21 protein-coding genes and 1 riboswitch are annotated in these 23,538 nt (G+C 68.5%); of the genes, 13 read left to right on the top strand and 8 right to left on the bottom strand.

What is annotated here, in order from left to right:
- Positions 1 to 102: 102 nt before the first annotated feature.
- A complete protein-coding gene (locus ACZ5Z0_RS15050; RefSeq protein WP_464109118.1) occupies positions 103 to 576 on the top strand; it encodes a Fur family transcriptional regulator in 474 nt (157 codons plus the stop codon).
- Positions 577 to 721: 145 nt separating this feature from the next.
- Here the strand turns inward: ACZ5Z0_RS15050 and ACZ5Z0_RS15045 are convergent, their stop codons facing one another.
- The 6 genes from ACZ5Z0_RS15045 to ACZ5Z0_RS15020 form a co-directional block, all read right to left on the bottom strand.
- Positions 722 to 1,609 (bottom strand): metal ABC transporter permease, encoded by an 888-nt coding sequence (locus ACZ5Z0_RS15045; protein ID WP_464109117.1) that lies wholly within the window; start codon positions 1,607 to 1,609, stop codon positions 722 to 724.
- Positions 1,610 to 2,425, bottom strand: coding sequence for a metal ABC transporter ATP-binding protein (locus ACZ5Z0_RS15040; RefSeq protein ID WP_464109116.1), 816 nt, complete (start codon positions 2,423 to 2,425; stop codon positions 1,610 to 1,612).
- A 64-nt stretch (positions 2,426 to 2,489) separates the two neighbouring features.
- Positions 2,490 to 3,446: a metal ABC transporter solute-binding protein, Zn/Mn family gene (locus ACZ5Z0_RS15035; protein ID WP_464109115.1), complete on the bottom strand. Its 957-nt coding sequence runs from the start codon at positions 3,444 to 3,446 to the stop codon at positions 2,490 to 2,492.
- Between the two features lie 104 nt (positions 3,447 to 3,550).
- Positions 3,551 to 4,612 carry a hemolysin family protein gene (locus tag ACZ5Z0_RS15030; RefSeq protein WP_464109114.1) on the bottom strand — a complete coding sequence of 354 codons (1,062 nt, stop codon included), beginning with the start codon at positions 4,610 to 4,612 and terminating at the stop codon, positions 3,551 to 3,553.
- On the bottom strand, positions 4,609 to 5,970 hold the full coding sequence (locus ACZ5Z0_RS15025; protein ID WP_464109113.1) for a hemolysin family protein: 1,362 nt from the start codon (positions 5,968 to 5,970) through the stop codon (positions 4,609 to 4,611). Before ACZ5Z0_RS15025 ends, ACZ5Z0_RS15030 begins: the two co-directional genes overlap by 4 nt.
- Positions 5,971 to 6,236: 266 nt before the next feature.
- On the bottom strand, positions 6,237 to 7,709 hold the full coding sequence (locus ACZ5Z0_RS15020) for a GuaB1 family IMP dehydrogenase-related protein (protein WP_464109112.1): 1,473 nt from the start codon (positions 7,707 to 7,709) through the stop codon (positions 6,237 to 6,239).
- Positions 7,710 to 7,970: 261 nt separating this feature from the next.
- Between ACZ5Z0_RS15020 and ACZ5Z0_RS15015 the strand changes: the two genes are divergently transcribed.
- From ACZ5Z0_RS15015 to ACZ5Z0_RS14995, 5 genes are all read left to right on the top strand, one after another.
- On the top strand, positions 7,971 to 11,789 hold the full coding sequence (locus tag ACZ5Z0_RS15015; RefSeq protein WP_464109111.1) for a multifunctional oxoglutarate decarboxylase/oxoglutarate dehydrogenase thiamine pyrophosphate-binding subunit/dihydrolipoyllysine-residue succinyltransferase subunit: 3,819 nt from the start codon (positions 7,971 to 7,973) through the stop codon (positions 11,787 to 11,789).
- A gap of 132 nt (positions 11,790 to 11,921) precedes the next feature.
- Complete coding sequence (locus ACZ5Z0_RS15010; RefSeq protein WP_186372146.1) at positions 11,922 to 12,521, top strand: GDSL-type esterase/lipase family protein; 600 nt, start codon at positions 11,922 to 11,924, stop codon at positions 12,519 to 12,521.
- Positions 12,522 to 12,622: 101 nt separating this feature from the next.
- A complete protein-coding gene (locus ACZ5Z0_RS15005) occupies positions 12,623 to 13,450 on the top strand; it encodes a DUF4097 family beta strand repeat-containing protein (RefSeq protein WP_464109110.1) in 828 nt (275 codons plus the stop codon).
- A complete protein-coding gene (locus ACZ5Z0_RS15000) occupies positions 13,450 to 14,061 on the top strand; it encodes a PadR family transcriptional regulator (protein ID WP_464109109.1) in 612 nt (203 codons plus the stop codon). The genes ACZ5Z0_RS15005 and ACZ5Z0_RS15000 overlap by 1 nt, the downstream gene beginning before the upstream one ends.
- 96 nt (positions 14,062 to 14,157) lie before the next feature.
- Positions 14,158 to 14,232 carry a 50S ribosomal protein bL37 gene (locus ACZ5Z0_RS14995; protein WP_369299106.1) on the top strand — a complete coding sequence of 25 codons (75 nt, stop codon included), beginning with the start codon at positions 14,158 to 14,160 and terminating at the stop codon, positions 14,230 to 14,232.
- A 90-nt stretch (positions 14,233 to 14,322) separates the two neighbouring features.
- Here the strand turns inward: ACZ5Z0_RS14995 and rsrA are convergent, their stop codons facing one another.
- Together rsrA and ACZ5Z0_RS14985 are read right to left on the bottom strand one after the other, a co-directional pair.
- The gene (rsrA, locus tag ACZ5Z0_RS14990; RefSeq protein WP_464109108.1) at positions 14,323 to 14,595 is read right to left on the bottom strand and encodes a mycothiol system anti-sigma-R factor; all 273 of its coding nucleotides are present in this window, start codon (positions 14,593 to 14,595) and stop codon (positions 14,323 to 14,325) included.
- On the bottom strand, positions 14,592 to 15,410 hold the full coding sequence (locus ACZ5Z0_RS14985; RefSeq protein WP_464109107.1) for a sigma-70 family RNA polymerase sigma factor: 819 nt from the start codon (positions 15,408 to 15,410) through the stop codon (positions 14,592 to 14,594). Before ACZ5Z0_RS14985 ends, rsrA begins: the two co-directional genes overlap by 4 nt.
- A gap of 248 nt (positions 15,411 to 15,658) precedes the next feature.
- Here ACZ5Z0_RS14985 and ACZ5Z0_RS14980 point away from each other — a divergent pair, with 248 nt between their 5' ends.
- From ACZ5Z0_RS14980 to ACZ5Z0_RS14950, 7 genes are all read left to right on the top strand, one after another.
- A complete protein-coding gene (locus ACZ5Z0_RS14980) occupies positions 15,659 to 16,207 on the top strand; it encodes a DoxX family protein (protein WP_464109106.1) in 549 nt (182 codons plus the stop codon).
- Positions 16,208 to 16,214: 7 nt separating this feature from the next.
- Complete coding sequence (gene aroA / locus ACZ5Z0_RS14975; protein ID WP_464109105.1) at positions 16,215 to 17,618, top strand: 3-phosphoshikimate 1-carboxyvinyltransferase; 1,404 nt, start codon at positions 16,215 to 16,217, stop codon at positions 17,616 to 17,618.
- On the top strand, positions 17,602 to 18,717 hold the full coding sequence (gene rsgA / locus ACZ5Z0_RS14970; RefSeq protein ID WP_464109104.1) for a ribosome small subunit-dependent GTPase A: 1,116 nt from the start codon (positions 17,602 to 17,604) through the stop codon (positions 18,715 to 18,717). The genes aroA and rsgA overlap by 17 nt, the downstream gene beginning before the upstream one ends.
- 95 nt (positions 18,718 to 18,812) lie before the next feature.
- Positions 18,813 to 19,625: a histidinol-phosphatase gene (gene hisN, locus ACZ5Z0_RS14965; RefSeq protein ID WP_464109103.1), complete on the top strand. Its 813-nt coding sequence runs from the start codon at positions 18,813 to 18,815 to the stop codon at positions 19,623 to 19,625.
- Between the two features lie 108 nt (positions 19,626 to 19,733).
- Positions 19,734 to 19,847: riboswitch (SAM riboswitch) on the top strand.
- A 34-nt stretch (positions 19,848 to 19,881) separates the two neighbouring features.
- Positions 19,882 to 21,273 (top strand): aminotransferase class V-fold PLP-dependent enzyme, encoded by a 1,392-nt coding sequence (locus ACZ5Z0_RS14960; RefSeq protein WP_464109102.1) that lies wholly within the window; start codon positions 19,882 to 19,884, stop codon positions 21,271 to 21,273.
- 95 nt (positions 21,274 to 21,368) lie between these two features.
- Positions 21,369 to 22,145 carry a class I SAM-dependent methyltransferase gene (locus tag ACZ5Z0_RS14955; RefSeq protein ID WP_464109101.1) on the top strand — a complete coding sequence of 259 codons (777 nt, stop codon included), beginning with the start codon at positions 21,369 to 21,371 and terminating at the stop codon, positions 22,143 to 22,145.
- A gap of 90 nt (positions 22,146 to 22,235) precedes the next feature.
- The gene (locus tag ACZ5Z0_RS14950) at positions 22,236 to 23,531 is read left to right on the top strand and encodes an Nramp family divalent metal transporter (RefSeq protein ID WP_464109100.1); all 1,296 of its coding nucleotides are present in this window, start codon (positions 22,236 to 22,238) and stop codon (positions 23,529 to 23,531) included.
- Positions 23,532 to 23,538: the final 7 nt, after the last annotated feature.

Below are 23,538 nucleotides of genomic sequence, written 5' to 3'. Positions count from 1 at the left end.
GCCAGCCTATGGCGCGGTCCGAAGCCGTGTCCACGGTGCCCGGCTGGTAATCTGGGACCCTGCTCTTACCCGCAGCATGACCCCAGCGAAGCGAGTTTCTCCATGTCCCAGGGCGCCACCACCGGCGGCAGCCAGGCACCGGCCGAGGCCAGTGCCAAGGAACAGCCGGCCGGCAAGGAACAGCGCGTCACGAAGCAGCGGCTGGCGGTCAGCGCCGCCCTCGACGAACTGGACGACTTCGTCAGCACCCAGGAACTGCACCGCATCTTGCAGGAGCGGGGCACTTCGGTCTCCCTCGCCACGTCCTACCGGATCCTTCAGTCCCTCGCCGACGACGGCCTGGTGGATGTGCTGCGAAACGCCGACGGCGAGGTGGTCTACCGACGGTGCGCGGTCACCGGCCATCACCACCACCTGCTCTGCCGCAACTGCGGCAAGGCCGTTGAGGTCGAGGCACCCGCCGTCGAAGCCTGGGCGGCGCGGATCGCCAGCGAGCACGGCTTCACCGCGGTGGAGCACACCGTGGAGATCTTCGGGCTGTGCCCCGAGTGCACGGCCCTGCGCGCGGGCAGCTAGCGCATCCCGCGGCCAGCCTTAAGCCCGCCCCTCAGTCTTGCTTGAAACGGATCTGGCCGAGGTCACTGGTGAGCACGAGCTCCGAGGAATCGAGCCGGTAGACCATCGGCTCCCCGGGCGAGGAACCGGTGACCGGTGACCGAGGCTAGGCCGGCGCTCGTGCGGGCCGCACCACCCGGCCGTTGAGACCCCGCTTCGCCCGGATGCCACCGATCACGCGGCACGCCACGTAGATCAGAAACGACAACGTCGTCACGTACGGGCTGATTGGAAGCCGGCCGCCGAGGGCCAGCAGGATGCCGCCCACCGTCGCGGTCACGGCAAAGACGATGCTCAGGAGCACCACAAGCCGCGGCGATGAAGTCACCCGCAGGGCCGCGGCGGCCGGGGTGATCAGCAGCGCCAGCACCAGCAGGGCGCCGACAATCTGGATGGACAGGGCCACGCTCACCCCCAGCAGCAGCATGAAGCCCAGGGCAAGGCCGCGGACCGGGACGCCCCGGGCTGCGGCGACGGCGGGGTCCACGCTCGCGAAAGTCAGCGGACGCCAGATGGCCACCAGGGCCAGCATCACGACGACGGCGGCGCCGGCGAGCACCTGCAGCTGCACCGTGCCGACGGACACGATCTGGCCGGTAAGCAGGCCGAACTTGTTCGCCGCCCGGCCTTCGTAGAGCGAGAGGAAAAGGATGCCGAGGCCCAGGCCGAAGGGCATAAGCACCCCGATGGTCGAGTTCTTGTCCCGGGCCCGCACACCGATCAGCCCCAGCAGCAGCGCCGCCACCACCGAACCGGCAAGCGAGCCGAGCACCACGTCGGCGCCGACCAGCAGGGCAAAGGCCGCGCCGGCGAAGGAGAGCTCGGAAATGCCGTGCACCGCGAAGGCCAGGTCGCGCTTCATCACGAAGGTGCCCACCAGGCCACCGAGCAGGCCCAGCACCGCGCCGGCCCAGATGGAGTTCTGCACCAGCACGAGCAGTTCGCCGTAGTTCTCGAAGTTGAAGATTGAATGGAGCACGCTGTCCAGATCCATCTAGCCGACCTCCCCGGCAACCGCATGGGCGTCCTCGTGATGGTGGGTGGCGGCTTCCGGAATGCCGGCTACGATCATCCGTCCGTTGGCGTGGACCACTTCCACCCGGCTGCCATAGAGCTTCGAGAGGACCTCGGTGGTCATGACTTCACTGGGGGTGCCCACCTGGAAGCGCCCGCCGGCAAGGTAGAGGACCCGATCCACATAGTCCATGATCGGGTTGATCTCGTGCGTCACGAACACCACGGCCGTGTTCTGCTCGTGGCATTGCTCGTTGATCAGGGCGCTGACGGCCTGCTGGTGTTGAAGGTCCAGGGACAGCAGGGGCTCGTCGCAGAGCAGGACGCTGGGGTCCGTCGCGAGGGCCTGCGCCACCCGCAGCCGCTGCTGCTCCCCGCCGGACAACTGGCCCACCGGAACCTTGGCATAATCCAGCGCGCCCACCTGTTCGAGGAGCCGGTCGATCTTGCGGTTCACCTTGGCCCCGCCGAGCCGGATCCCCCAGCGGTGGCCGTCCACCCCGAGGCCCACGAGGTCCCGTGCGCGCAGCGGCGTGTCGGGGTCGAGGGATTCCTGCTGCGGGATGTAGCCGATCCGCGGGTTGCCCCGGGCGATGGGCTGGCCGGCGAGGACTGCTGTGCCAGACGTGAGCTCCTGCAAGCCGAGCAGGACCTTGAGAAACGTGGTCTTGCCGCTGCCGTTCGGGCCGAGGACGGCGAAGAATTCCCCGGGATTGATGTCCAGGTCCAGGTTCTCCCACAGGGTCCTCGTGCCGAACTTCAGGGAGGCTCCGCGCAGGCTCACTACGGGTGTCAACTGGGTTTTCCTCAATTTCTGCGCGGGCCTGGCGGCCACGCCGTTGCGAATATTTTAGGCCGGGCTAGCGCTGGCCGAGGGCCTTGGCCAGCGCGTCCACGTTGTCGGACATCCACTCCAGGTAGCCCTTGCCGTCCGGCAGCGTCTCGCTAAAGTCCACCACGGGAACGCCGGCGGCGACGGCCGCGTCCTTGAGCGCAAGCGTCTGGGGGCCTTCCGTCTGCGGGTTGTAGGCAAGCAGGCGGATGCCACCGGATTTCACGACGTCGACCGCCAACCGCAGCACGGCGGGCGGAACGTCCGAGCCGGATTCGATCGCGGCGCTGTATCCGGGTGGTGTCCGGTTCTCAAGTCCCGCCGCCTCCAGCAGGTAGAGCGGGACCGGCTCGGTGACGGCGACCCCGCCGTGGGCCGCCGTCGCCTTGAGTCCGGAGAGCCGGGTGTCCAAGCCCGCGAGTTCCTGCTTCAGGGCTGCCGCGTTGTTGCGGAAGTCCCCGGCCGAGGACGGCTCGAGTGCGCCCAGCTTGTCCGCCAGCGCGTCCGCCAGCCGGCCCATCGCGGCCGTGCTGTACCAGACGTGTTCGTTGAATCCCGCGGGGGCGTGGCTGTGGCCGTCGGCGTCGGGCGAGGCCGATCCGGCGGCGGAGGCCAGCCCGGAGGCGTCCACGGCGTTGAGCAGGTTCTTGTCCTGCAGCCCGGTGTCCTGGGCCAGCTTGTGAAGGAAGTCGTCGTATCCCCCGCCGTTCTCCACGACCAGCTCGGCCTTGGAGACGGCCAGCTTGTCCTGCGTGGTGGCCTCGTACGAGTGCGGGTCCTGGCTTGTCCGGTTGATGATCGAGGTCACCCGGACCTTGCCTCCGCCGACGCTGCGGACGATGTCGCCATACACACTGGTGGAGGCAACCACCTCCACCACGCCATCGCCGGCGCCGGGCCGGTCGCCGCCCGACGTCGGGCCGCAGGCGGTCAGCAGGAGGCTGCTGAGTCCGGCAAGGACAACAGCGGCGGCGGAACGGCGCACAGGGATACCTCGGATCTGTTATTGAGAAGCGTTAGCAACACAACGAGTCTAACCCTAGATAGGAATCATTCCTATTTAGGGTCGGACCCGTGTTGCCCGCTCCCCTACTCCTGCCCGAGCCTGCGGTAGCCGGTGGCCTGCGTGGCGTCGCGGATCTCTCCGACCAGCTGCTCGATCACGTCCTCCAGGAACAGCACGCCCTGGGTGTGCCCGTCCGGACCGATCACCCGCGCGAGGTGCGAGCCGGTGCGCTGCATGACCGACATCGCCTTTTCGATCTCGTCTTCCATGGCCAGGTTGGCCAGCGACCGGATGTGGCTCTCGGCGATCGGGTGCTGGTAGCCGGCTTCCGGGATCGAGAGCACGTCCTTGATGTGGAGGTAGCCGGAGAGCATGCCGTCCTCGTCGAGCATCGGGAACCGGGAGAACCCGGTCCGGCTCACCGACTTCTCGAACTCCTCCGGCGTTGTCGCCGCCTTGAGCATCACGAGCTTCTCCAGCGGCACCATGACCTGGGAAGCCGTGTGTTCGGAGAACTCCAGCGCACCGGTGATCAGGCCGGCGTCGTCGTCCACCAGGCCGTGGCGGGTGGATTCCTGCACGATCGACTGGACTTCCTCGAGCGTGAAGGAGGACGTCACCTCGTCCTTCGGTTCGATCCGCATCAGTTTCAGGATGTGGTTCGCGGACCAGTTCAAGGCTGCAATAGCCGGCCTGACCGCGCGGGCAATGAACATCAGCGGTGGCGCGAGCAGCAGGGCTGCCTTGTCCGCGACCGAGACCGAGATGTTCTTCGGCACCATCTCGCCGAAGGTCACGTGCAGGAACGTGACCGCCAGCAGGGCGATGGCGAACGCGACGACGTCGGCCATCTCGGTCGGCACGCCGACCGCCTCCAGCGGGGCCGCCATCAGGTGGTGGATGGCGGGCTCGGCCACCTGCAGGATCAGCAGGGAGCAGACCGTGATGCCCAGCTGGGCGCAGGCCAGCATGAGTGAGACCTTTTCCATCGCCCGCAGCGTGGTCTGGGCCCGCTTGGATCCGGACTCGGCGAGGGGCTCAATCTGGCTGCGGCGGGCGGACATAACGGCGAATTCGGCCGCCACGAAGAACGCATTGCCCAGCAGCAGCACTGCCAGCCACAGGATTCCCAGCCAGTCGTTCACGCGGCACCGGCCTTTCCGGCAGCATCAATGCGCCCGTTGCGTCCGATGGGCCGCTCGGGCCCCGGCGGAGCCGGTTTGAAGCAGATGCGGTCAATCCGGCGTCCGTCCATCCGGGTCACGCTGAGTTTTCCGCCGACGACGTCGACCGTGTCGCCCACGGCCGCGATCCGGCCGAGCTGGCTCATCACGTACCCGCCGACGGTTTCGTACGCCGCCTCGTCCGGCACGGTGAGGCCCGGAATCTGTTCGGAGAGTTCGTCCGGGCGCAGCAGGCCCGGGAAGTACCAGTCCCCCGAGGCGCTCTGCAGCAGCCCGGGGCGGACCTTGTCGTGTTCGTCGGCGACTTCCCCGACGATTTCCTCCACGAGGTCCTCCAGCGTGGCGATCCCGGCCGTTCCGCCGTATTCGTCGAGCACCACCGCAAGCTGCAGGTTGCCCTCGCGCAGTTCGGCGAGCAGGCCGTCCAGGTGGATAGTCTCGGGCACGCGGAGCACCTCGGTCATGATCGCGCCGGCTTCCAGGTTGGCCCGCCGGTCCACCGGAACGGCGATGGCCTTCTTGATGTGGACCACACCGCGGATGTCGTCCGATGACTCGCCGATCACGGGGAAACGTGAGTAGCCGGTGCGTTTGGCGGCCTCGACAATGTCCGAAACCGGTTGGTGGCTGTCGATGGTTTCCACCCGGATCCGGGGGGTCATCACATCCGCGGCCGTCCGCCCGGAAAACTTCAGGGTCCGCGAGATGAAGTTGGCTGTCCGTTCGTCCAGGGTTCCCATCGCGGCCGAGCGGCGCACCAGCGAGGCAAGCTCCGCCGGCGTGCGGGCCCCGGAGATCTCTTCCTTGGCTTCAAGGCCAAAGACGTTCAGGACCTTGTTGGAAAAGCCGTTGAGGACCACGATGGCCGGCTTGAAGATTGCGGTGAACACCAGCTGCGGCCGGGCCAGCGCCTTCCCGACCGGGAATGACAGGGCGATGGCCATGTTCTTCGGGACCAGTTCGCCGATCAGCATGGACAGCAGCGTGGCCAACGCCATGGCCAGGACCAGCGAGACTGAGGTGGCGCCGGCTGCGGGCAGGCCGAGTACGGTCAGCGGGCCCTCCAGCAGCTTGCCCACCGACGGTTCCATCACGTAGCCGGTGAGCAGCGTGGTCAAGGTGATCCCGAGCTGGCAGCTGGAAAGCTGGGTGGACAGGGATTTGAGGCATTTGAGCAGCGGGGCGGCGGCGGTGTCGCCGTTGTCCACGGCGCGCTGCACGGTGGCCTGGTCGAGGGCGACAAGGGAGAATTCGACGGCGACGAAGAAACCGGTGCCGAGGATGAGGAGCAGTCCTGCTCCGAGCAGTAGCCACTCCACTTAGCGGCCCGCTTCGGAGTGCCGGAGTGCCGGCCGGGGGGAACGTCCCGGCGGAGGATGGTCAGCCGCGGCCGACCCTCTTTCCTGGAAGGCACTCTGTCCGGGGAAAGACCGCTGCCGGGCAGCGGAGGAGTGATGGGCGCGTGAACGGGGTTTGCCGGCTCTGCGGGTGGACTGGGCGGGAACGGATTCCGTTCCGCGCTGACAGCCCCCAGGCCGGCACCTAGATTTACTGTCCATAAGAATTTCAGTCTACAGGTTTCAGGTCACCAGCTCTGCGGGACCGGGCGGCCTTCCTCGTAGCCCGCGGCGGACTGGATTCCGGCCACAGCCCGCTCCCGGAACGCCGCCAAGTCGGCCGCTCCGGCGTAGCTCATGGAACTGCGCAGCCCCGCCGTGATCATGTCCAGCAGGTCCTCCACGCCGGGCCGGGCGGCATCCAGATACATCCGGGAGGTGGAGATGCCCTCCTCGAACAGGGCCTTGCGGTCCTTCTCGAAGGCGCCCTCGCGCTGGTTGCGGTTCTGCACGGCCCGCGCCGAGGCCATCCCGAAGCTCTCCTTGAACTGGCGGCCGCTGGCGTCAAGCTGCAGGTCCCCGGGGCTCTCATGCGTTCCGGCGAACCAGGAGCCGATCATCACCTGGCTCGCGCCGGCGGCGAGGGCCAGCGCGACGTCGCGCGGGTAACGGACCCCGCCGTCAGCCCAGACGCGGCCGCCGGCGGCACGCGCCGCCGCCGAGCACTCCAGCACCGCCGAGAACTGGGGGCGGCCGACGGCCGTCATCATCCGGGTGGTGCACATGGCGCCGGGCCCCACGCCGACCTTGACGATGTCCGCCCCGGCCTGGATGAGCTCGCGGGTTGCCTCGGCGGTGACGACGTTGCCGGCCACAACCGGGACGCCCGGGTCCAGGCTCCGAACCGCGGCAAGGGCATCGAACATCTTCTGCTGGTGGCCGTGGGCCGTGTCCAGCACCAGCACATTGACGCCGGCGGCGAGCAGCTCGGCCGCGCGGCCGGCGACGTCGCCGTTGATGCCGACGGCGGCGGCCACTTTGAGCGCGCCGCCGGCGTCGAGGGAGGGCCGGTACAGGGTGGAGCGCAGGGCGCCCTTGCGCGTCAGGACACCGACGAGGACCCCGTCCCGCTGCACCGGGGCAAAGTCGGTGCCAGCGGCGTCCATGGCGTCGAAAGCCCGGCGCAGGGACGGCGCGGAGGCGCCGAAGCCGGCATCGTCGCCGGCGTCGAACTCGGCGGCGTCCAGCACGAGCGGCTGGTGGCGCATCACGGAGGCCAGCGACGCGAAACGGTCCTGCCCTTCGAAGTCCGCGGCCCGGACGACGCCGGCGACGGCGCCGGCGTCGTCGACGACCACCACCGCACCGTGCGGCCGCTTGCCCATCAGGTGCAGGGCATCAATCACCGTGTTCGACGCCCGCAGGCTGACCGGCGTCTCGAACACGGCGTGGCGTGCCTTGACCCAGGCGGTCACACTCCGGAGCACGTCCAGCGGCACGTCCTGGGGCAGCACCGCCAGGCCGCCGCGACGCGCCATCGTCTCGGCCATCCTCTTCCCGGTCACTGCCGTCATATTCGCGACGACCAGCGGGATGGTGGAGCCGGTCCCGTCGTCGGCCGCCAGGTCCACATCGAGCCGCGAGGTGACGTCCGAGCGCGACGGCACCAGGAAGATGTCGGAATAGGTCAAGTCGGTGGTCGGCTCACTCAGGAAACGCACGTTTGCTCCTCGCTGAAAAGGGGTTCTCTGTTGTGATTCTAGGCGAGCCCCGCGGCGGCCCGACGACGGCTCCAGCAGGCCCGGCGGGACGCCTTCGCGACTGCTGGATGATTTGAGTCACCCTTATTGGCGGTTTGGCCGGAATCGTCACTAGACTGGCAGAGGTCTGGGTTCACTGGACGCGGAGAACTGGTTCGATTGACGTGCTGCGGCACCGTGGAAACCAGCGGGAATCAAACTCATGGAAGAGGCGTATTTCAAGTGCCAGAGCAGCCAAGCCACCGTCTACCCGAGGAATTTGGCGGAAACGAGTGGCTCGTTGACGAACTGTACGAGCGGTACCAGCAGGACAAGAACACGGTCGACGCCAAGTGGTGGCCGCTTTTCGAATCCTTCGATGCCAGCGACGGTTCTTCGACCAACGGCGCCTCGGCAACGGCCGTCGCGCACCCGTCCACCCGTGAACTTCCGACGGTAGCCCCGGCCGCCCCGGCACCCGCGCCCGCAACTGCCGCTCCGACGCCCGCCGCGCCGGCTGCTTCTGCGCCGTCAGCCCCGGCCCCCGCTTCCGCCCCCGCCGCGGCACAGAAGGCCCCGGCCACGGTCGCCCGCGACGGCGCCAAGTCCGCCGAGTCCGGCGCCGGCACCCAGCCCATCCCGGCCCAGCTGCCCAAGAACATCAAGGCCCCCACCGCCCCGGAGGAAGACGTCGTCTCCGTGCTGCGCGGACCGGCGAAGGCCATCGCCGCCAACATGGTGACCAGCCTGGAGGTGCCCACCGCGACGAGCGTCCGGGCCATCCCGGCGAAGCTGCTGATCGACAACCGTGTGGTCATCAACTCCAACCTGGCCCGCGCCCGCGGCGGCAAGGTTTCCTTCACGCACCTGATCGGTTACGCCGTCATCCGGGCGCTGGCACAGTTCCCCTCGATGAACGTGTACTACGACGTCGTTGACGGCAAGCCCGTCGCCGTCCAGCCGGCCCACGTCAACTTCGGCATCGCCATCGACATGCCCAAGCCGGACGGCACCCGCCTGCTGATGGTCCCGAACATCAAGAAGGCGGAGACCCTCAACTTCTCCGAGTTCTGGCACACCTACGAGGACCTGATCAAGCGAGCCCGCAACGGCAAGCTGACCGCGGACGACCACTCGGGCACCACCGTCTCGCTGACCAACCCCGGCGGCATCGGCACCGTGCACTCGGTCCCCCGCCTTTCCAAGGGCCAGGCCGCCATCATCGGCGTCGGCGCGCTCGACTACCCGGCTGAGTTCCAGGGCGCCAGCGAGAAGATCATCGCGCACAACGCCATCAGCAAGGTCCTCACGCTGACCTCCACGTATGACCACCGCGTCATCCAGGGCGCCGGCAGCGGCGAGTTCCTCAAGCTCGTGCACCAACTCCTGCTCGGCGCGCAGAACTTCTACGACGAGATCTTCGAGTCCCTGCGCATCCCGTACGAGCCCGTGCGCTGGAGCCCGGACCTGCAGGTGGACCCGGCGGACGAGATTAACAAGGTCGCCCGGATCCAGCAGCTGATCCACTCCTACCGCGTCCGCGGCCACCTGATGGCGGACACCGATCCGCTCGAGTATGTCCAGCGCAAGCACCCGGACCTCGACGTCCTGACCTACGGCCTGACGCTGTGGGACCTGGACCGCGAATGGCCCACCGGCGGTTTCGGCGGCAAGCCGATGCTGAAGTTCCGCGACATCCTCGGCGTGCTCCGCGATGCCTACTGCCGCACCACCGGCATCGAATACATGCACATCCAGGACCCTGCGGAGCGCAAGTGGTTCCAGGACCAGCTGGAGCACCCGTACTCCAAGCCGAGCCGTGACGAGCAGCTCCGGATCGTGTCCAAGCTCAACGCCGCGGAGGCCTTCGAGACCTTCCTGCAGACGAAGTTCGTTGGCCAGAAGCGCTTCTCGCTCGAGGGCGGCGAATCGCTGATCCCGCTGCTGGACGCCATCATCTCCGACGCGGCCGACGACGGACTCGACGAAGTGGCCATCGGTATGGCCCACCGCGGCCGCCTGAACGTGCTCACCAACATCGCGGGCAAGACCTACGCCCAGGTCTTCCGCGAATTCGAGGGCACCCAGGACCCGCGCTCCGTCCAGGGTTCCGGCGACGTGAAGTACCATCTGGGCACCGAGGGCACCTTCACCTCGGACAACGGCAAGGAGACCAAGGTCTACCTCGCCGCCAACCCCTCGCACCTTGAGGCCGTGGACTCCGTGCTCGAGGGCATCGTCCGCGCCAAGCAGGACCGTCTGGACCAGGGCGAGGCCTTCCCCGTGCTGCCCATCATGGTCCACGGCGACGCGGCCTTCGCGGGCCAGGGCGTGGTGGCGGAAACGCTGAACCTCTCCCAGCTGCGCGGCTACCGCACCGGCGGCACCATCCACGTCGTGGTCAACAACCAGGTCGGGTTCACCACGGCGCCGTCGTCCTCACGTTCCTCCACCTACTCCACGGACGTCGCCAAGATGATCCAGGCGCCGGTGTTCCATGTGAATGGCGACGACCCGGAGGCCGTGGTCCGCATCGGCCAGCTCGCCTACGAGTTCCGCCAGCGTTTCCACAAGGACGTTGTCATCGACATGGTCTGCTACCGCCGCCGCGGCCACAACGAGGGCGACGACCCCTCGATGACGCAGCCGCTGATGTACAACCTGATCGAAGCCAAGCGTTCGGTCCGCAAGCTCTACACCGAGTCGCTGATCGGCCGCGGGGACATCACCGAGGAAGAAGCCGAGCAGCTGCTCCGCGACTACCAGGAACGCCTCGAGCGCGTCTTCGCCGAGACCCACGCGGCGCAGACCTCGCCGATCCCGATCGTCACCGCCGACTCCGCCGCGGTGTCCGACCTCGAACGGCCGTCCGCCCAGCAGTCCGACTCGGGTGTCAGCGCCCCGGAATCCACCGCGATTTCCGCCGAGATGCTGGCCCGGATCGGCAAGGCGCACGTCGAGTTCCCCGAGGGCTTCACCGTCCACGCCAAGCTCAAGCAACTGCTTGAGAAGCGTGAACTGATGTCCCGCGAGGGCGGCATCGACTGGGGCTTCGGCGAACTCGCGGCCTTCGGCTCGCTCACCATGGAGGGTGTCCCGGTCCGGCTCGCCGGCCAGGACTCGCGCCGCGGCACCTTCGTGCAGCGCCACGCCGTGTTCCACGACCGCGCCAACGGCGACGAGTGGATGCCGCTGGGCAACCTCTCCGAGGACCAGGCCAAGCTGTGGATCTACGACTCCCTGCTGTCCGAATACGCGGCCATGGGCTTCGAATACGGCTACTCGGTGGAGCGCCCGGACGCCTTGGTGCTCTGGGAGGCGCAGTTCGGTGACTTCGTCAACGGCGCGCAGACCATCATCGACGAGTTCATCTCCTCGGCCGAGCAGAAGTGGGGCCAGCGCTCGTCGCTGGTGCTCATGCTGCCGCACGGCTACGAAGGCCAGGGCCCGGACCACTCCTCCGCACGCATCGAACGCTTCCTGCAGCTGTGCGCCGAGGAAAACATGATCGTGGCCAACCCCACGACGCCGGCTTCGCACTTCCACCTGCTCCGCCGCCAGGCCTACAGCAGGCCGCGCAAGCCGCTGATCATCTTCACCCCGAAGCAGCTCCTGCGCCTCAAGGCCGCCGCGTCCTCGGTGGAGGACTTCACCACGGGCACCTTCCGCCCGGTCATCCCCGAGCACGAGCAGCTGCAGGCCGACGCCGTCGAACGCGTGTTGCTGGTCTCCGGGCGGCTGTACTACGATCTGCTGTCCACCCGGCAGAAGACCGGCGACACCACGACGGCGATCGTCCGCGTCGAGCAGCTTTACCCGCTGCCGGCTGAGGAGATTGCCGCCGAGCTGGCCAAGTACCCGAACGCCGACGTTGTCTGGGCCCAGGACGAGCCTGCCAACCAGGGACCATGGCCGTTCATCGGGCTGAACCTGCCGGATGCGCTGGACCGCCGCGTGCGCCTGGTCTCCCGCCCGGCCTCGGCTTCCACCGCGGCCGGGTCAATGAAGCGCCACGCAGCCGAGCAGGACGCCCTGCTCAAGCAGGCTTTCGCACGGAAGTAGGGCCAGGCTGCCCGGCCGGAAGTGGATCACCACGACTCCGGCCGGGCAGCTGTGTTTAACGCATCCGCCGGGCGCACCAGGCAGAATGCCGGGATCCGCCCGGTGACCGGCATTGGGAATGAAGAGGTAGTCGTGGAAGATCGGAAGCTGCGGATCGCGGCCGTTGGAGATGAGCTGTTGGCCGGCTTGGGTGACCCCCGGGCCCTGGGCTGGCTGGGACGCGTGCTGGCCCGCACGCCGCAGGACGGCCTGAGCCTTGAGAGCTACTCGCTGCCGTGCCCGCAGGAGGGCACCGAGGGCCTCGCCGAGCGGTGGCTCGAGGAGGCCGGCCGCCGTTTCGGTCCGCAGCACGAGAACCGCCTCGTGATCGGCCTGTCCGGCCGAGACATCGAATTCGGCCTCTCCACGGCCCGCAGCCGGCTCAACCTCGCCAACATCCTGGACTCCGCTTCGCAGAACAAGATCGAGGTCTTCGTCGTCGGTCCTCCGCCGACGCTGGATCCGGCCCAGAACCGCCGGCTGGGCGAACTCAACACCGCCTTCGCCGACGTCACCACCCGCCGCAAGCACCTTTATGTGGACACGTTTTCCCCGTTGCTGAACCACGAGCAGTGGCGCCAGGACCTCGCTGCCAACGGCGGGACGCCGGGCCAGGCCGGCTACGGACTGATGGCCTGGCTGGTGCTGCACCGCGGCTGGTTCCAGTGGCTTGGCATGGACGCCCCGGCGTAGGCTTGACCGCCCCTGCGGCGCGATATAACGTGTTTCCATAGTCGCGATATATCGCGAGCAACGCGGCTCGCCTGGTCGCACCGTCCGCATCCGGAGGAAGCATGGAACAGAATTCGTGGACCGTTACCGGCCCCCAGACGATCGACGTCGACGGCGTCCGCTCGCTCAAGCTCGGCATTGTCCGCGGCCGCTTCGACATCGTCACCCACGACGAGGATGTGGCCCGGATCGAGGTCTCCGAGGTCGACGGCGACCCGCTGGCGGTCAGCCTCACCGAGGGCCGCCTCGAGGTGCGCCACCAGCTCCACGGACCGCAGGGCTGGTTCAAGAACCTGATGGGCACGGTCAACAACAACTCCAGCAACAGCGTGGTCATCAGCATTGCCCTGCCTGCCGGCGTCGACGTCGAGGCCGGCACGGTCAGCGGCGACGGCATGGTTTCCGGCCTCACCGGCCACACCCGGCTGAACACCGTGTCCGGCTCGGTGCTGGCCGACGGCACCGCAGGCGAGCTGGCCGTCAGCACCGTCAGCGGCGAAGTTATCGCCCGCAACCACCGCGGCGTCCTGACCGCCAAGAGCGTCTCCGGCGAAGTCACCGCCTCGGGCGAGTTCAGCAACATCCGCGCCAACACGGTCAGCGGGGACCTGAGCTTCGACCTCCACGGTTTCACCCAGGACTTCGGCGCCAACTCGGTCTCCGGCGACGTCACCATCCGGCTGCCGCACGACGTCGGCGTAGACATCATCGCCAAGTCGGCCAGCGGCGCGGTCGTGATCGACGAGCTGAAGTATGCCCAGCCCGGCGGGTCCGTTCAGACCATCGCCGGTCCCGATGCCAAGCTCATGCTGGTCCGCACCAACTCGGTATCGGGGAAGACCTCGATCTTCCACCGCCAGCCCGGCTCGGACACCGAAGCGGGCCTGTGATGCCGCCGGTCTTTGCCCACGGCGCCCTGCGGCTGTACCTGCTGGCCCTGCTGGAGCCCGGGCCCAAGCACGGCTACGAGCTAATCAAGGCCCTGAGCGACCGCTTCGGCGGCACCTACTCCCCCAGCGCCGGAACCATCTATCCGCGGCTGGCGAAGCTCGAGGAGGAGGGGCTCGTGGCCACCCACACGGAGGGCAGGCGGACCAACTACAGCATCACCCCGGCAGGACTGGTCGAACTCAACAGGCGGCGCGAGGAACTGGCGGGCGTCGAAAATGACATTTCCGCCTCGGTCCGGCGGCTGGCCGACCAGCTGCGGCAGGACATCCGGGTGAATATGCAGGGGTTGCGGGCGGACCTGGCCGCCACGGCCGAAGCGGCCCGCTTGACGGCCCGCAGCGCCGCCTCCCCCGCCGGGGCCCGCTACACCAAGGAGGGCGACCGCAGGCTCCGGGAAGCGGAAATGCTCGTGCAGTCGTTCCGGGACGACATCCGCGTGGAACTGCGCCGGCACGCCGGCGCCAAACCCGTCACTCCGGTCACCCTCGAAACCGTCAAAACGGTCCTCGACCAGGCCCGGATCTCCATTCGGAACTCCCTGGACGGCTAAGGCACCACCCGCGGCCGGCCCCGGTTCGCGGCGGGTCCGCTGATGTGGGAGACTTGAGGGCAGCTCTTTTGAGTACCAAGATTAAGGAGGCCAGCTATGAGCAAGCGTGCACGTAAACGTCGTGACCGTAAGCGTGGCGGCGCGAACCACGGTAAGCGCCCCAACACCTAAGCCACGGCTTGGATTGACAGCTTTAAACGAAAGACCCCGGCAACCTCAAGGTTTGCCGGGGTCTTTCGCTGTTCTGGGTCTTCGTGGGGCTCAGGCCCCGGCGTCGGCCTCTGCCGGGCGGATCGAGTGGATCCTGTCCAGGATGGAGTTCTTGAGGTTCTCCGGCGCGGCCTCGGTGCAGGAGCGCTTCACCATGACCCGGATGACGCATTCAAGGTCGTACTGCTCATGGCACTCCGGGCACTCGTCAAGGTGCTCTTTGATCTCGGCGATGTCGTCGTGCGTCAGGGCACCGTCGAGGTACTCGTAGATGCGCTGCATCCTGGTGTCGTCGCAGTCGCCCAGTCCCTGGCAGTCGCTCATTTCCCGTTCTCCTGATTCTTGCTTTCGGCCTCAGCGGCGTGTTCGCCCGCGGCCTTGAATCCCCGCTCCGCCGCGTAGTCGGCCAGCATGTCGCGAAGCATGCGCCGGCCGCGGTGCAGCCGGGACATGACGGTCCCGATCGGGGTGTTCATAATGTCTGAAATTTCCTTGTACGCGAAGCCCTCGACGTCGGCGAAATAGACGGCCAGCCGGAACTCCTCCGGGATCGACTGCAGGGCCCGCTTGACGTCTGAATCCGGCAGATGGTCCAGCGCTTCCGCTTCTGCCGAGCGCAGTCCGGTGGAGGTGTGCGATTCGGCGCGGGCCAACTGCCAGTCCTCGATGGTGTCCGAGTTGGACTGCAGCGGTTCGCGCTGGCGCTTGCGGTACAGGTTGATGTACGTGTTGGTCAGGATCCGGTACAGCCACGCCTTGAGGTTCGTCCCCGGCTTGTACTGGTGGAAGGCGGAGAACGCCTTCGTGTACGCCTCCTGGACCAGGTCCTCGGCGTCGGCCGGATTCCGCGCCATCCGCATGGCCGCGGAATACAACTGGTCCACGTACTGCATCGCGTCCCGCTCGAAGCGGACGCGACGCTCGTCGTCGGTCTCCGCAGCGGTGTCCAGCGGCTGGCCGGTGCCGTCCGCGGCAACCGTTTCCACGGCGGCGGCGTCCGAGGCTGCGGACTCCGCCGCCGCACGGGCGGCGGCTGTCCTGGCCGCGGAAGTTTTGGCGGCAGAAGTTTCGGCGGGCTGGGCGTCGTCGTTTCCGGCAACCTCGTGCATGGCCGCTACGGCCGGATCCATGGTGCTCATTGCGTTCAAGTCTACTGTCACCTTCCGGGGCGCGCTGATTGCCCCCGTCAGGGCCAGTTCCCACGGGTCCGCGTCGGCCGCTTCCAGCAGCCCGGGTTCCTTCACCAGGACCAAAATTCCGCCTTCCTAAACTCGTATCGGGACTATCTGCACAACCCCGCAGAACGGGCAAATATTCCGCAAAAGTGCAAGACTAGAACCGGTTCTCCCGCACAGCGTCCGCGGTTCGTCCATCCAGGAGGAAATTCATGTCCTTTGTCCGCTTTCTTGCCCGCCCCATGCTCGCCTCCAGTTTCGTGCTCGCAGGCATGGACAAGCTACGGAACGCGGATGACACTGCGACACAGCTGTCTCCCCTGCTGCGCCGTGCGGCCGAGTCGCTGCCTTTCCAGACCAATGAGAAGGTCCTCGCCCGCGTGATCGGCGGCACCCAGGTGGGCGCGGGCGTCCTGTTCGCCCTCGGCAAGACCGCCCGTCTCTCCGCGACCGTGCTGGCCGTCATCTCTGCGCTTAACGGGTACGTGGAATGGCGCAGTGCGGACATCTCCTCCAAGGAGGGCCGCGACGCCCGGCGCAAGCAGCTGCTGAAGAACGTCACGCTGACCGGCGGCGTGCTGCTGGCTTCGGTGGACACCGCGGGCAAGCCGAGCCTGGCCTGGCGTGCGGAACACCTCGCCGCCGACGCCCGGAAGACCACCTCCCACCTCGCCGCCGATGCGCGGAAGACCACCGGCAAGAAGCTGAAGAAGGCCGACAAGGCGGTCCGCAAGGCCGTCGACCACGCCGTCGGAGCCTAGCGCGGCAATGACTGGCACCACCCCCACCGCAGCAGCCTCTTCCATTCCGGCCGGCGGCGGTCCGCACTGGCGTGCGCCCTTCGCCGAGCGCCCCGTCGATGCCACCGTCACCGTGCCGGGTTCCAAGTCCCTGACCAACCGGTACCTGGTCCTGGCCGCCCTCGCGGACGGCCCCTCCCGGTTGCGCGCCCCGTTGCACTCCCGGGACTCCGCGCTGATGATCGAGGCCCTGCGGCACCTGGGGGCCACCATTACGGAGGTGCCCGGAGACGGCGCCTACGGCCCGGACCTAGAGATCAGCCCCATCACCGGCGGCGCGGCCGCAGCGGACACCGCGATTGACTGCGGGCTGGCCGGGACGGTCATGCGCTTTGTGCCGCCACTGGCCGCACTGCGCCGGGGCGAGGCCCGGTTCGACGGCGACCCGCACGCCCGCAAACGCCCGATGGACACCATCATCGAGGCCCTGGCCGGACTCGGCGTGGCGGTCAGCGCCCCCGATGGCGGCGCCGCAGCGTCCTTGCCGTTCACGGTCCGGGGCACTGGGGAGGTCCGCGGCGGACACCTCATCATCGATGCCAGCGCCTCGTCCCAGTTCGTCTCCGCCCTGCTGCTGGCCGGCGCCCGGTTCACCGAGGGACTCCACCTGGAGCACCGCAGCTCCGAACACCCGGGGACGCCCGTGCCGAGCCTGGACCACATTGACATGACGGTGGCCGTGCTGCGCGGCGTCGGCGTGGCGGTGGACGATTCCGTCCCGAACCACTGGGTTGTCTCCCCCGGTCCGATCCGCGCCTTTGACCAGCGGATCGAACAGGACCTCTCCAATGCCGGGCCGTTCCTCGCTGCCGCCCTCGCCACCGGCGGGACCGTACGGATCCCCAACTGGCCGGCCGAGACCACGCAGGTCGGTGACCTCTGGCGCGGCATCCTGGCCGCCATGGGCGCGACGGTGACGCTGGACTCCGGCACCCTGACCGTCACCGGCGGGCATGAGATCAAGGGAGGCGACTTCGACCAGACCAGCGAACTGGCCCCCACCGTCGCCGCGCTCTGCGCCCTGGCCACCGGACCGTCACGGCTGAGCGGAATTGCCCATCTCCGGGGCCACGAAACGGACCGGCTCGCCGCCCTCGTCGCGGAAATTACAAGGCTCGGCGGCGACGCCGAAGAAACCGCCGACGGCCTCATCATCCGGCCGGCCACGCTGCACGGCGGCGTCGTGCACAGCTACGCCGACCACCGCATGGCCACCGCCGGTGCCATCCTGGGCCTGGCCGTGCCCGGCGTCGAGGTTGAGGACATCGGAACCACGGCGAAGACCATGCCCGACTTCCCGCGACTCTGGGAAGCCATGCTGGCGCAGGGAACCACAGCAGAGAAGGACGCCGCCGGTGGCACGCAGCACTGACTCCTGGGACGAGTCCGATGTCCGGATCCGCCCCAACAAAAAGGGCACCCGGCCCCGCACCAAGGACCGGCCCAGCCACGACGACGCAGTCACCGGGCGGATCGTCACCGTTGACCGCGGACGGTACACCGCCGTCGTCGGCGAAGGCACCGCGGACGAACGCAAGATCATCGCCGCCCGCGCCCGGGAACTGCGCCGCAACCCCGTGGTGGCTGGCGACTTCGTCTCCCTGGTCGGGAACGTCAGCGGCGAACCCGACACCCTGGCGCGGCTGGTCAAGATCCAGGACCGCCGGACGCTGCTGCGCCGCAGCGCCGACGACACCGACCCGATTGAACGCGCCGTCGTCGCCAACGCCGACCAGCTGGTCGTCGTGGTCGCCGCAGCCAACCCGGAACCGCGCACCGGGTTCATCGACCGTGCGCTGGTGGCGGCCTACGACGCCGGGATCGAGCCGCTGCTGCTCGTCACCAAGGCCGACGTCAAGGATCCCGCGGAACTCCTCGCCAACTACCAGCACCTCGACTTCCCGGTGATCATTTCCAAGACCGCGGATTCGGCGGCCTCCGGCATCGACGCCCGCTCCGGTGACGGTCTGTCCGCCAGGCTCGACAAGGCCGCCGTCTCCCAGCTGCGGGCCTACCTCGACGGGAAAGTCACCGTCATGCTCGGCCATTCCGGCGTCGGAAAATCCACCATGGTCAACGCCCTGACCGGGGCCGAACGTGCCACCGGCGGCGTCAACGCCGTCACCGGGCGCGGCCGCCATACCTCCTCCTCCGCCCTGGCGCTGAAGGTCAACGACGCGCCCGCCGGCAGCTGGATCATCGACACCCCCGGGATCCGTTCCTTCGGCCTGGCCCATGTGGACCCGGACCGGATCCTGCGGTCCTTCCCCGACCTGGCGCCCGGCACCGAGGACTGCGAACGCGGCTGCAAACACGACTCCGCCGCCGTCAACTGCGGGGTGGACGCATGGGTGCAGGACGGCCACGCGGGGGCGTCCGGTCCTGCGCGGCTCGCCTCGCTGCGCCGGCTGCTCGGCACCGACCCCCGGCTTGAAGCGCAGGAAACCAAAGAACTCGGCAGCGTCTCCTAGCAGCGTCTCCTAGCAGGGTCTCCTCGCAGGGTCTCCTCAGCAGGCAGCGACGTGGCCTCCCGGTCTACGGCGGCTTTTGACGGTAGTTTGGAACTATGAGCCAACCCGCTTCGAGCTACAACGATGACCTGCGCCTTGCCCATGTACTGGCAGATTCCGTAGATTCCCAGACCATGAGCCGCTTCAAGGCGCTCGACCTTCGGGTCGAGACGAAGCCGGACCTTACCCCCGTCACCGACGCCGACAAAGCCGCCGAGGAAGCCATTCGGGGGCAGCTGTCCCGTTCCCGCCCGCGCGACGCGGTTCTCGGCGAGGAATTCGGCAGCACGGGCCACGGCTCGCGCCGCTGGATCATCGACCCGATCGACGGCACCAAGAACTTCGTCCGCGGCGTCCCCGTCTGGGCCACCCTGATCGCCCTCGTCGACGAAGGCGAGCCCGTTGTCGGCGTTGTCAGCGCCCCCGCGCTGGGCAAGCGCTGGTGGGCCGCCAAGGGCGCCGGTGCGTACACGGGCCGGTCCCTGGCGGCCGCCACCCGGCTGAAGGTCTCCAACGTCTCCCAGCTCTCGGACGCCTCGCTGTCCTACTCGAGCCTGGGCGGCTGGAAGCAGCGCGGCAACCTCGACGAGTTCCTCGGCCTCACCGAGGAAGTCTGGCGTACCCGTGCCTACGGCGACTTCTGGTCCTACTGCCTCGTGGCAGAAGGCGCCGTCGACATCGCCTGCGAGCCAGAACTCAACCTCTACGACATGGCCGCGCTGGTCCCGATCGTCACGGAAGCCGGCGGCCGCTTCACTTCGCTCGAGGGCGAGGACGGCCCCTTCGGCGGCAACGCCCTGGCCACCAACTCGATCCTGCACTCAGAAGTCCTCAAGCGCCTCAACCCGGATCTCGACGACCTGCTCTAGGGCATTCCGGCGGCTCCCGGGCGGCTCCCGGGCGCATCCCGTAACAAAACGCTTCACATTCCTGCCGCTCCTTTTCTGCGGCAGCGGCCATGGCCTACGCTCGAAACAGGTCACGAGTGCCAGCGCAAAACCCCGGTTTGCTGGCCGGCAACCCTCCATTCGCGGTGGGGTGCCCCGGGTGACGACCTGGCCGGTCCGGAACGGACCCGGCAAGCGCGGATCCCCGGTACGTGGGGTCCTTTTCGAGTGAGGTCCCATGACGACTGCCACTATTCCTGCCCGTCCCGCCGTTGCTGCCCGCCGGCCACTGTCCGCGGTCTCCGGCGCCGAAATCCAAGCCCCACTGATCCAGGGCGGCCACGTCCGCTACGCCAACCTGGACTACGGTGCCTCCGCCCCGGCCCTGTCCGTGGTCTCCGCCTACCTGAACGAGATCCTGCCGTACTACGCCAGCGTCCACCGCGGCGCAGGCTACGCCTCCCAGCTCAGCACTTCGGTGTACGAAAACGCCCGGAACATCGTCCGCGGCTTCGTCGGCGGGCGCCCGGATGACTCCGTGATCTTCACCCGGAACACCACCGACTCGCTGAACCTGCTGGCCGGCTGCCTGCCCGTCGCCGACGGCCGGCACACCGGCGAAGTGCTCTACCTCGACATCGAACATCACGCGAACCTGTTGCCCTGGCAGAACGTCCCGCACCGGAGCGTCGTCGCCGCCCGCACCCTGGCCGGGACCCTGGCGCAGCTCCGGACGGAACTCGCCCACGGCGGCGTGAGCCTGCTCGCCGTCACCGGCGCGTCCAATGTCACCGGCGAAATCCTGCCGATCCGCGAACTCGCCTCCCTCGCGCACGAATTCGGCGCCCGGATCGCCGTCGACGCCGCCCAGCTCGCCCCGCACCGCCGCATCGACATCGCCGCGGACGACGTCGACTACCTCGCCTTCTCGGGGCATAAGCTTTACGCCCCGTTCGGCGCCGGGGTCCTGGTCGGCCGCCCGGACTGGCTCGACGCCGGCACACCCCACCTCGCCGGCGGCGGCGCCGTGCGGGACGCCCGGCTCGACACTGTCAGCTGGACTACCGGCCCGGCACGGCACGAGGGCGGCTCCCCCAACGTCCTGGGCGCCGCCGCGCTGGCCCGCGCCACCCAGGTCATCGAGGCCCTCGACGAGCGGCAGTGGCATGCCCACGAGGACGCCATCCGTTCCTTCCTGGTCGAGGGGCTCCGGCGGATCGACGGCGTGAGTGTCCACCACATCTTCGAGGACACCGACCAGGGGGAGGGCCCCGGCACGATCGGCGTCGTGAACTTCTCTGTCGCCGGCTACGACGCAGGCCTGGTCGCCGCATACCTGTCCGCGGAACACGGCATTGGCCTGCGCGACGGCCGGTTCTGCGCGCACCCGTTGCTGAAGCGGCTCGGCCTGCCCGCCGGCTCGCTCCGCGCAAGCTTCGGCCTCGGGTCCCGGATTGAAGACGCGCAGCGGCTGCTCGCCGGCCTCCAGGAACTGCGGCGCAACGGCCTGGGCTGGGACTACGTCGTGGACGCCGGCCGCTGGGTCCCGGCCAACGACACCCGCAGCTACCCGCACTGGGCGCCGAACACGCCGGGCACCGCGGGGGCCGCCCCCTGCACCCCGGACTAGCGACCGGGTCGGCATCGAGGGCCGGCAGGGACGCCCCCGCCGGCTGCGTGCGGTAAATTCGGTAGGTACCCACCAGAGCCCGAAGGAGATCGCACGTGGCACGCGGCGGCCCCAAACTGCACGGGGGACCCAAACTCCAGCACGAACGCCGGCAGGAGCTCGGCCAGAGCTTCCAGGACGGCGGCGAGCACTACGACCGGGTCCGGCCCGGCTACCCCGCCGACTCCGCCGACTGGCTGATCCCCGCCGGGGCCCGCGACGCCGCAGACCTGGGCGCCGGCACCGGCAAGTTCACCGCACTGCTGGTCGAAAGGGGGCTCCGGACCATGGCCGTGGACCCCTCCCCGGACATGCTCGAGCAGTTGCGCCGGGCCCTGCCGGGTGTGACCGCCGTCGAGGGGACCGCAGAACACACGTCCCTGGCGCCGGAGGCCTTTGACCTGGTCACGGTGGCGCAGGCCTGGCACTGGTGCGATCCCCTGCTGGCCAGCACCGAGGTGGCACGGATCCTGCGTCCGCACGGCGTGCTGGGGCTGATCTGGAACCAGCTGGACACCTCCGTGCCCTGGGTGCACCGGCTGTCACGGATCATGCACGCCGGGGACGTCCACAAGCCCCACTTCACACCGCCGCTGGGTCCCGAGTTCACCGGGCTGCAGAGCCACCTCACCCGATGGGAGGATCCCGTGACCACGCAGGACCTCATGGAACTGGCCAAGTCCCGCAGCTACTACTTGCGGGCCGGCGAAGCCACCCGCGCCAAGGTGCTCGGCAACCTCGACTGGTACCTGCACGAACACCTCGGTCACACCGGCAATGAGGTCCTGCCGCTTCCGTACCTGACGCAAAGCTGGCGCGCCACCAAGGCCTGACGCCGCATTGCCCCGCCGACCGGCCCCGCCTATGATTTCGGTATGCCTAATTTTTAAGTTCAGGCAGATGGAACTTCGAGGGAGCGCGCAGTGCTGGACGTCACCGGACCCAAACCCCGCCCCGGGGGTCCGCCGCCCGCGCGCAAGGGCCGTGGCGGCCGCCGCGCCCTGCTCGGACTGCTGGGCCCGGCGTTCGTGGCAGCGATCGCCTACGTGGATCCCGGCAACGTGGCCGCCAACCTCACGGCCGGCGCGCAGTACGGCTACCTGCTGGTCTGGGTCCTCGTCGTCGCCAATGTCATGGCCGTGCTGGTCCAGTACCAGTCCGCCAAACTCGGCATCGTCACGGGCAAGAGCCTGCCGGAAATCCTCGGCGAACGGCTCCGGCCGGCCTGGCGCCGCGCCTTCTGGGTGCAGGCCGAAATCGTGGCCGCTGCCACCGACCTGGCCGAAGTGGTGGGCGGTGCGATCGCCCTGTATTTGCTCTTCGGCTTCCCGCTCCCTTTGGGAGCGGTGATTGTGGGCGGCATTTCGATGGCCCTGCTCGCCGTGCAGAGCCGCAACCGGCAGCGGCCCTTTGAGTTCATCATCATCTTCCTGCTGGGCATCATCACCGTGGGGTTCCTGGCCGGCCTCTTCATCAGCCCGCCCGACGCCGGCGGTGTCCTGGCCGGGCTGGTGCCCGGCTTCCAGGGCCCTGACACCGTGCTGCTGGCCGCGAGCATGCTCGGCGCCACCGTGATGCCGCACGCCATCTATGTGCACTCTGCGCTGTCCAGGGACCGGCACCGCCCCAACCCGCACCTCCATGTCCCGGCGCACGCCGTCGCGCGGCTGGTCAGGGCCACCCGCTGGGACGTGGCCGCGGCGCTGGCCGTCGCCGGGATTGTCAACGTCGGCATGCTGCTGCTGGCCGCCTCCACCCTGGGCGGCGAGGAGGGAACGGACACCATCGAGGGCGCGCACGCCGCGATCACCGCCAACCTCGGCCCGGTGGTCGGCGTGGTCTTCGCCGTCGGACTGCTCGCCTCCGGACTGGCCTCCACCTCGGTGGGCTGCTACGCCGGCGGCTCCATCATGCAGGGCCTGCTCAAGATCCGGATCCCGCTGATGACGCGCCGGGTGCTCACCCTGATCCCGGCCGTGGTGCTGCTGAGCGTCGGTTTCGACCCCACCTGGGGCCTGGTGCTCAGCCAGGTGGTGCTCAGCTTCGGAATCCCGTTCGTCCTGGTCCCGCTCGTGGTGCTGACCAGCAGCAGGCCCCTGATGGGAGAGTTTGCGGACGGGATCGTCCTGCGCGTTGCCGCGATCGTCAGTGTGGTCCTGGTGGTGGCGCTGAACCTGGTCCTGCTGTGGCTCACCTTTTCCGGCGCCGCCGGACGGTAGGCTGGGG

The sequence above is a fragment of the Arthrobacter sp. T2-23 genome (assembly GCF_055398325.1).
Note: the sequence above shows the minus strand (reverse complement) of the source record. Positions and strands in the feature narration are given on the sequence as shown.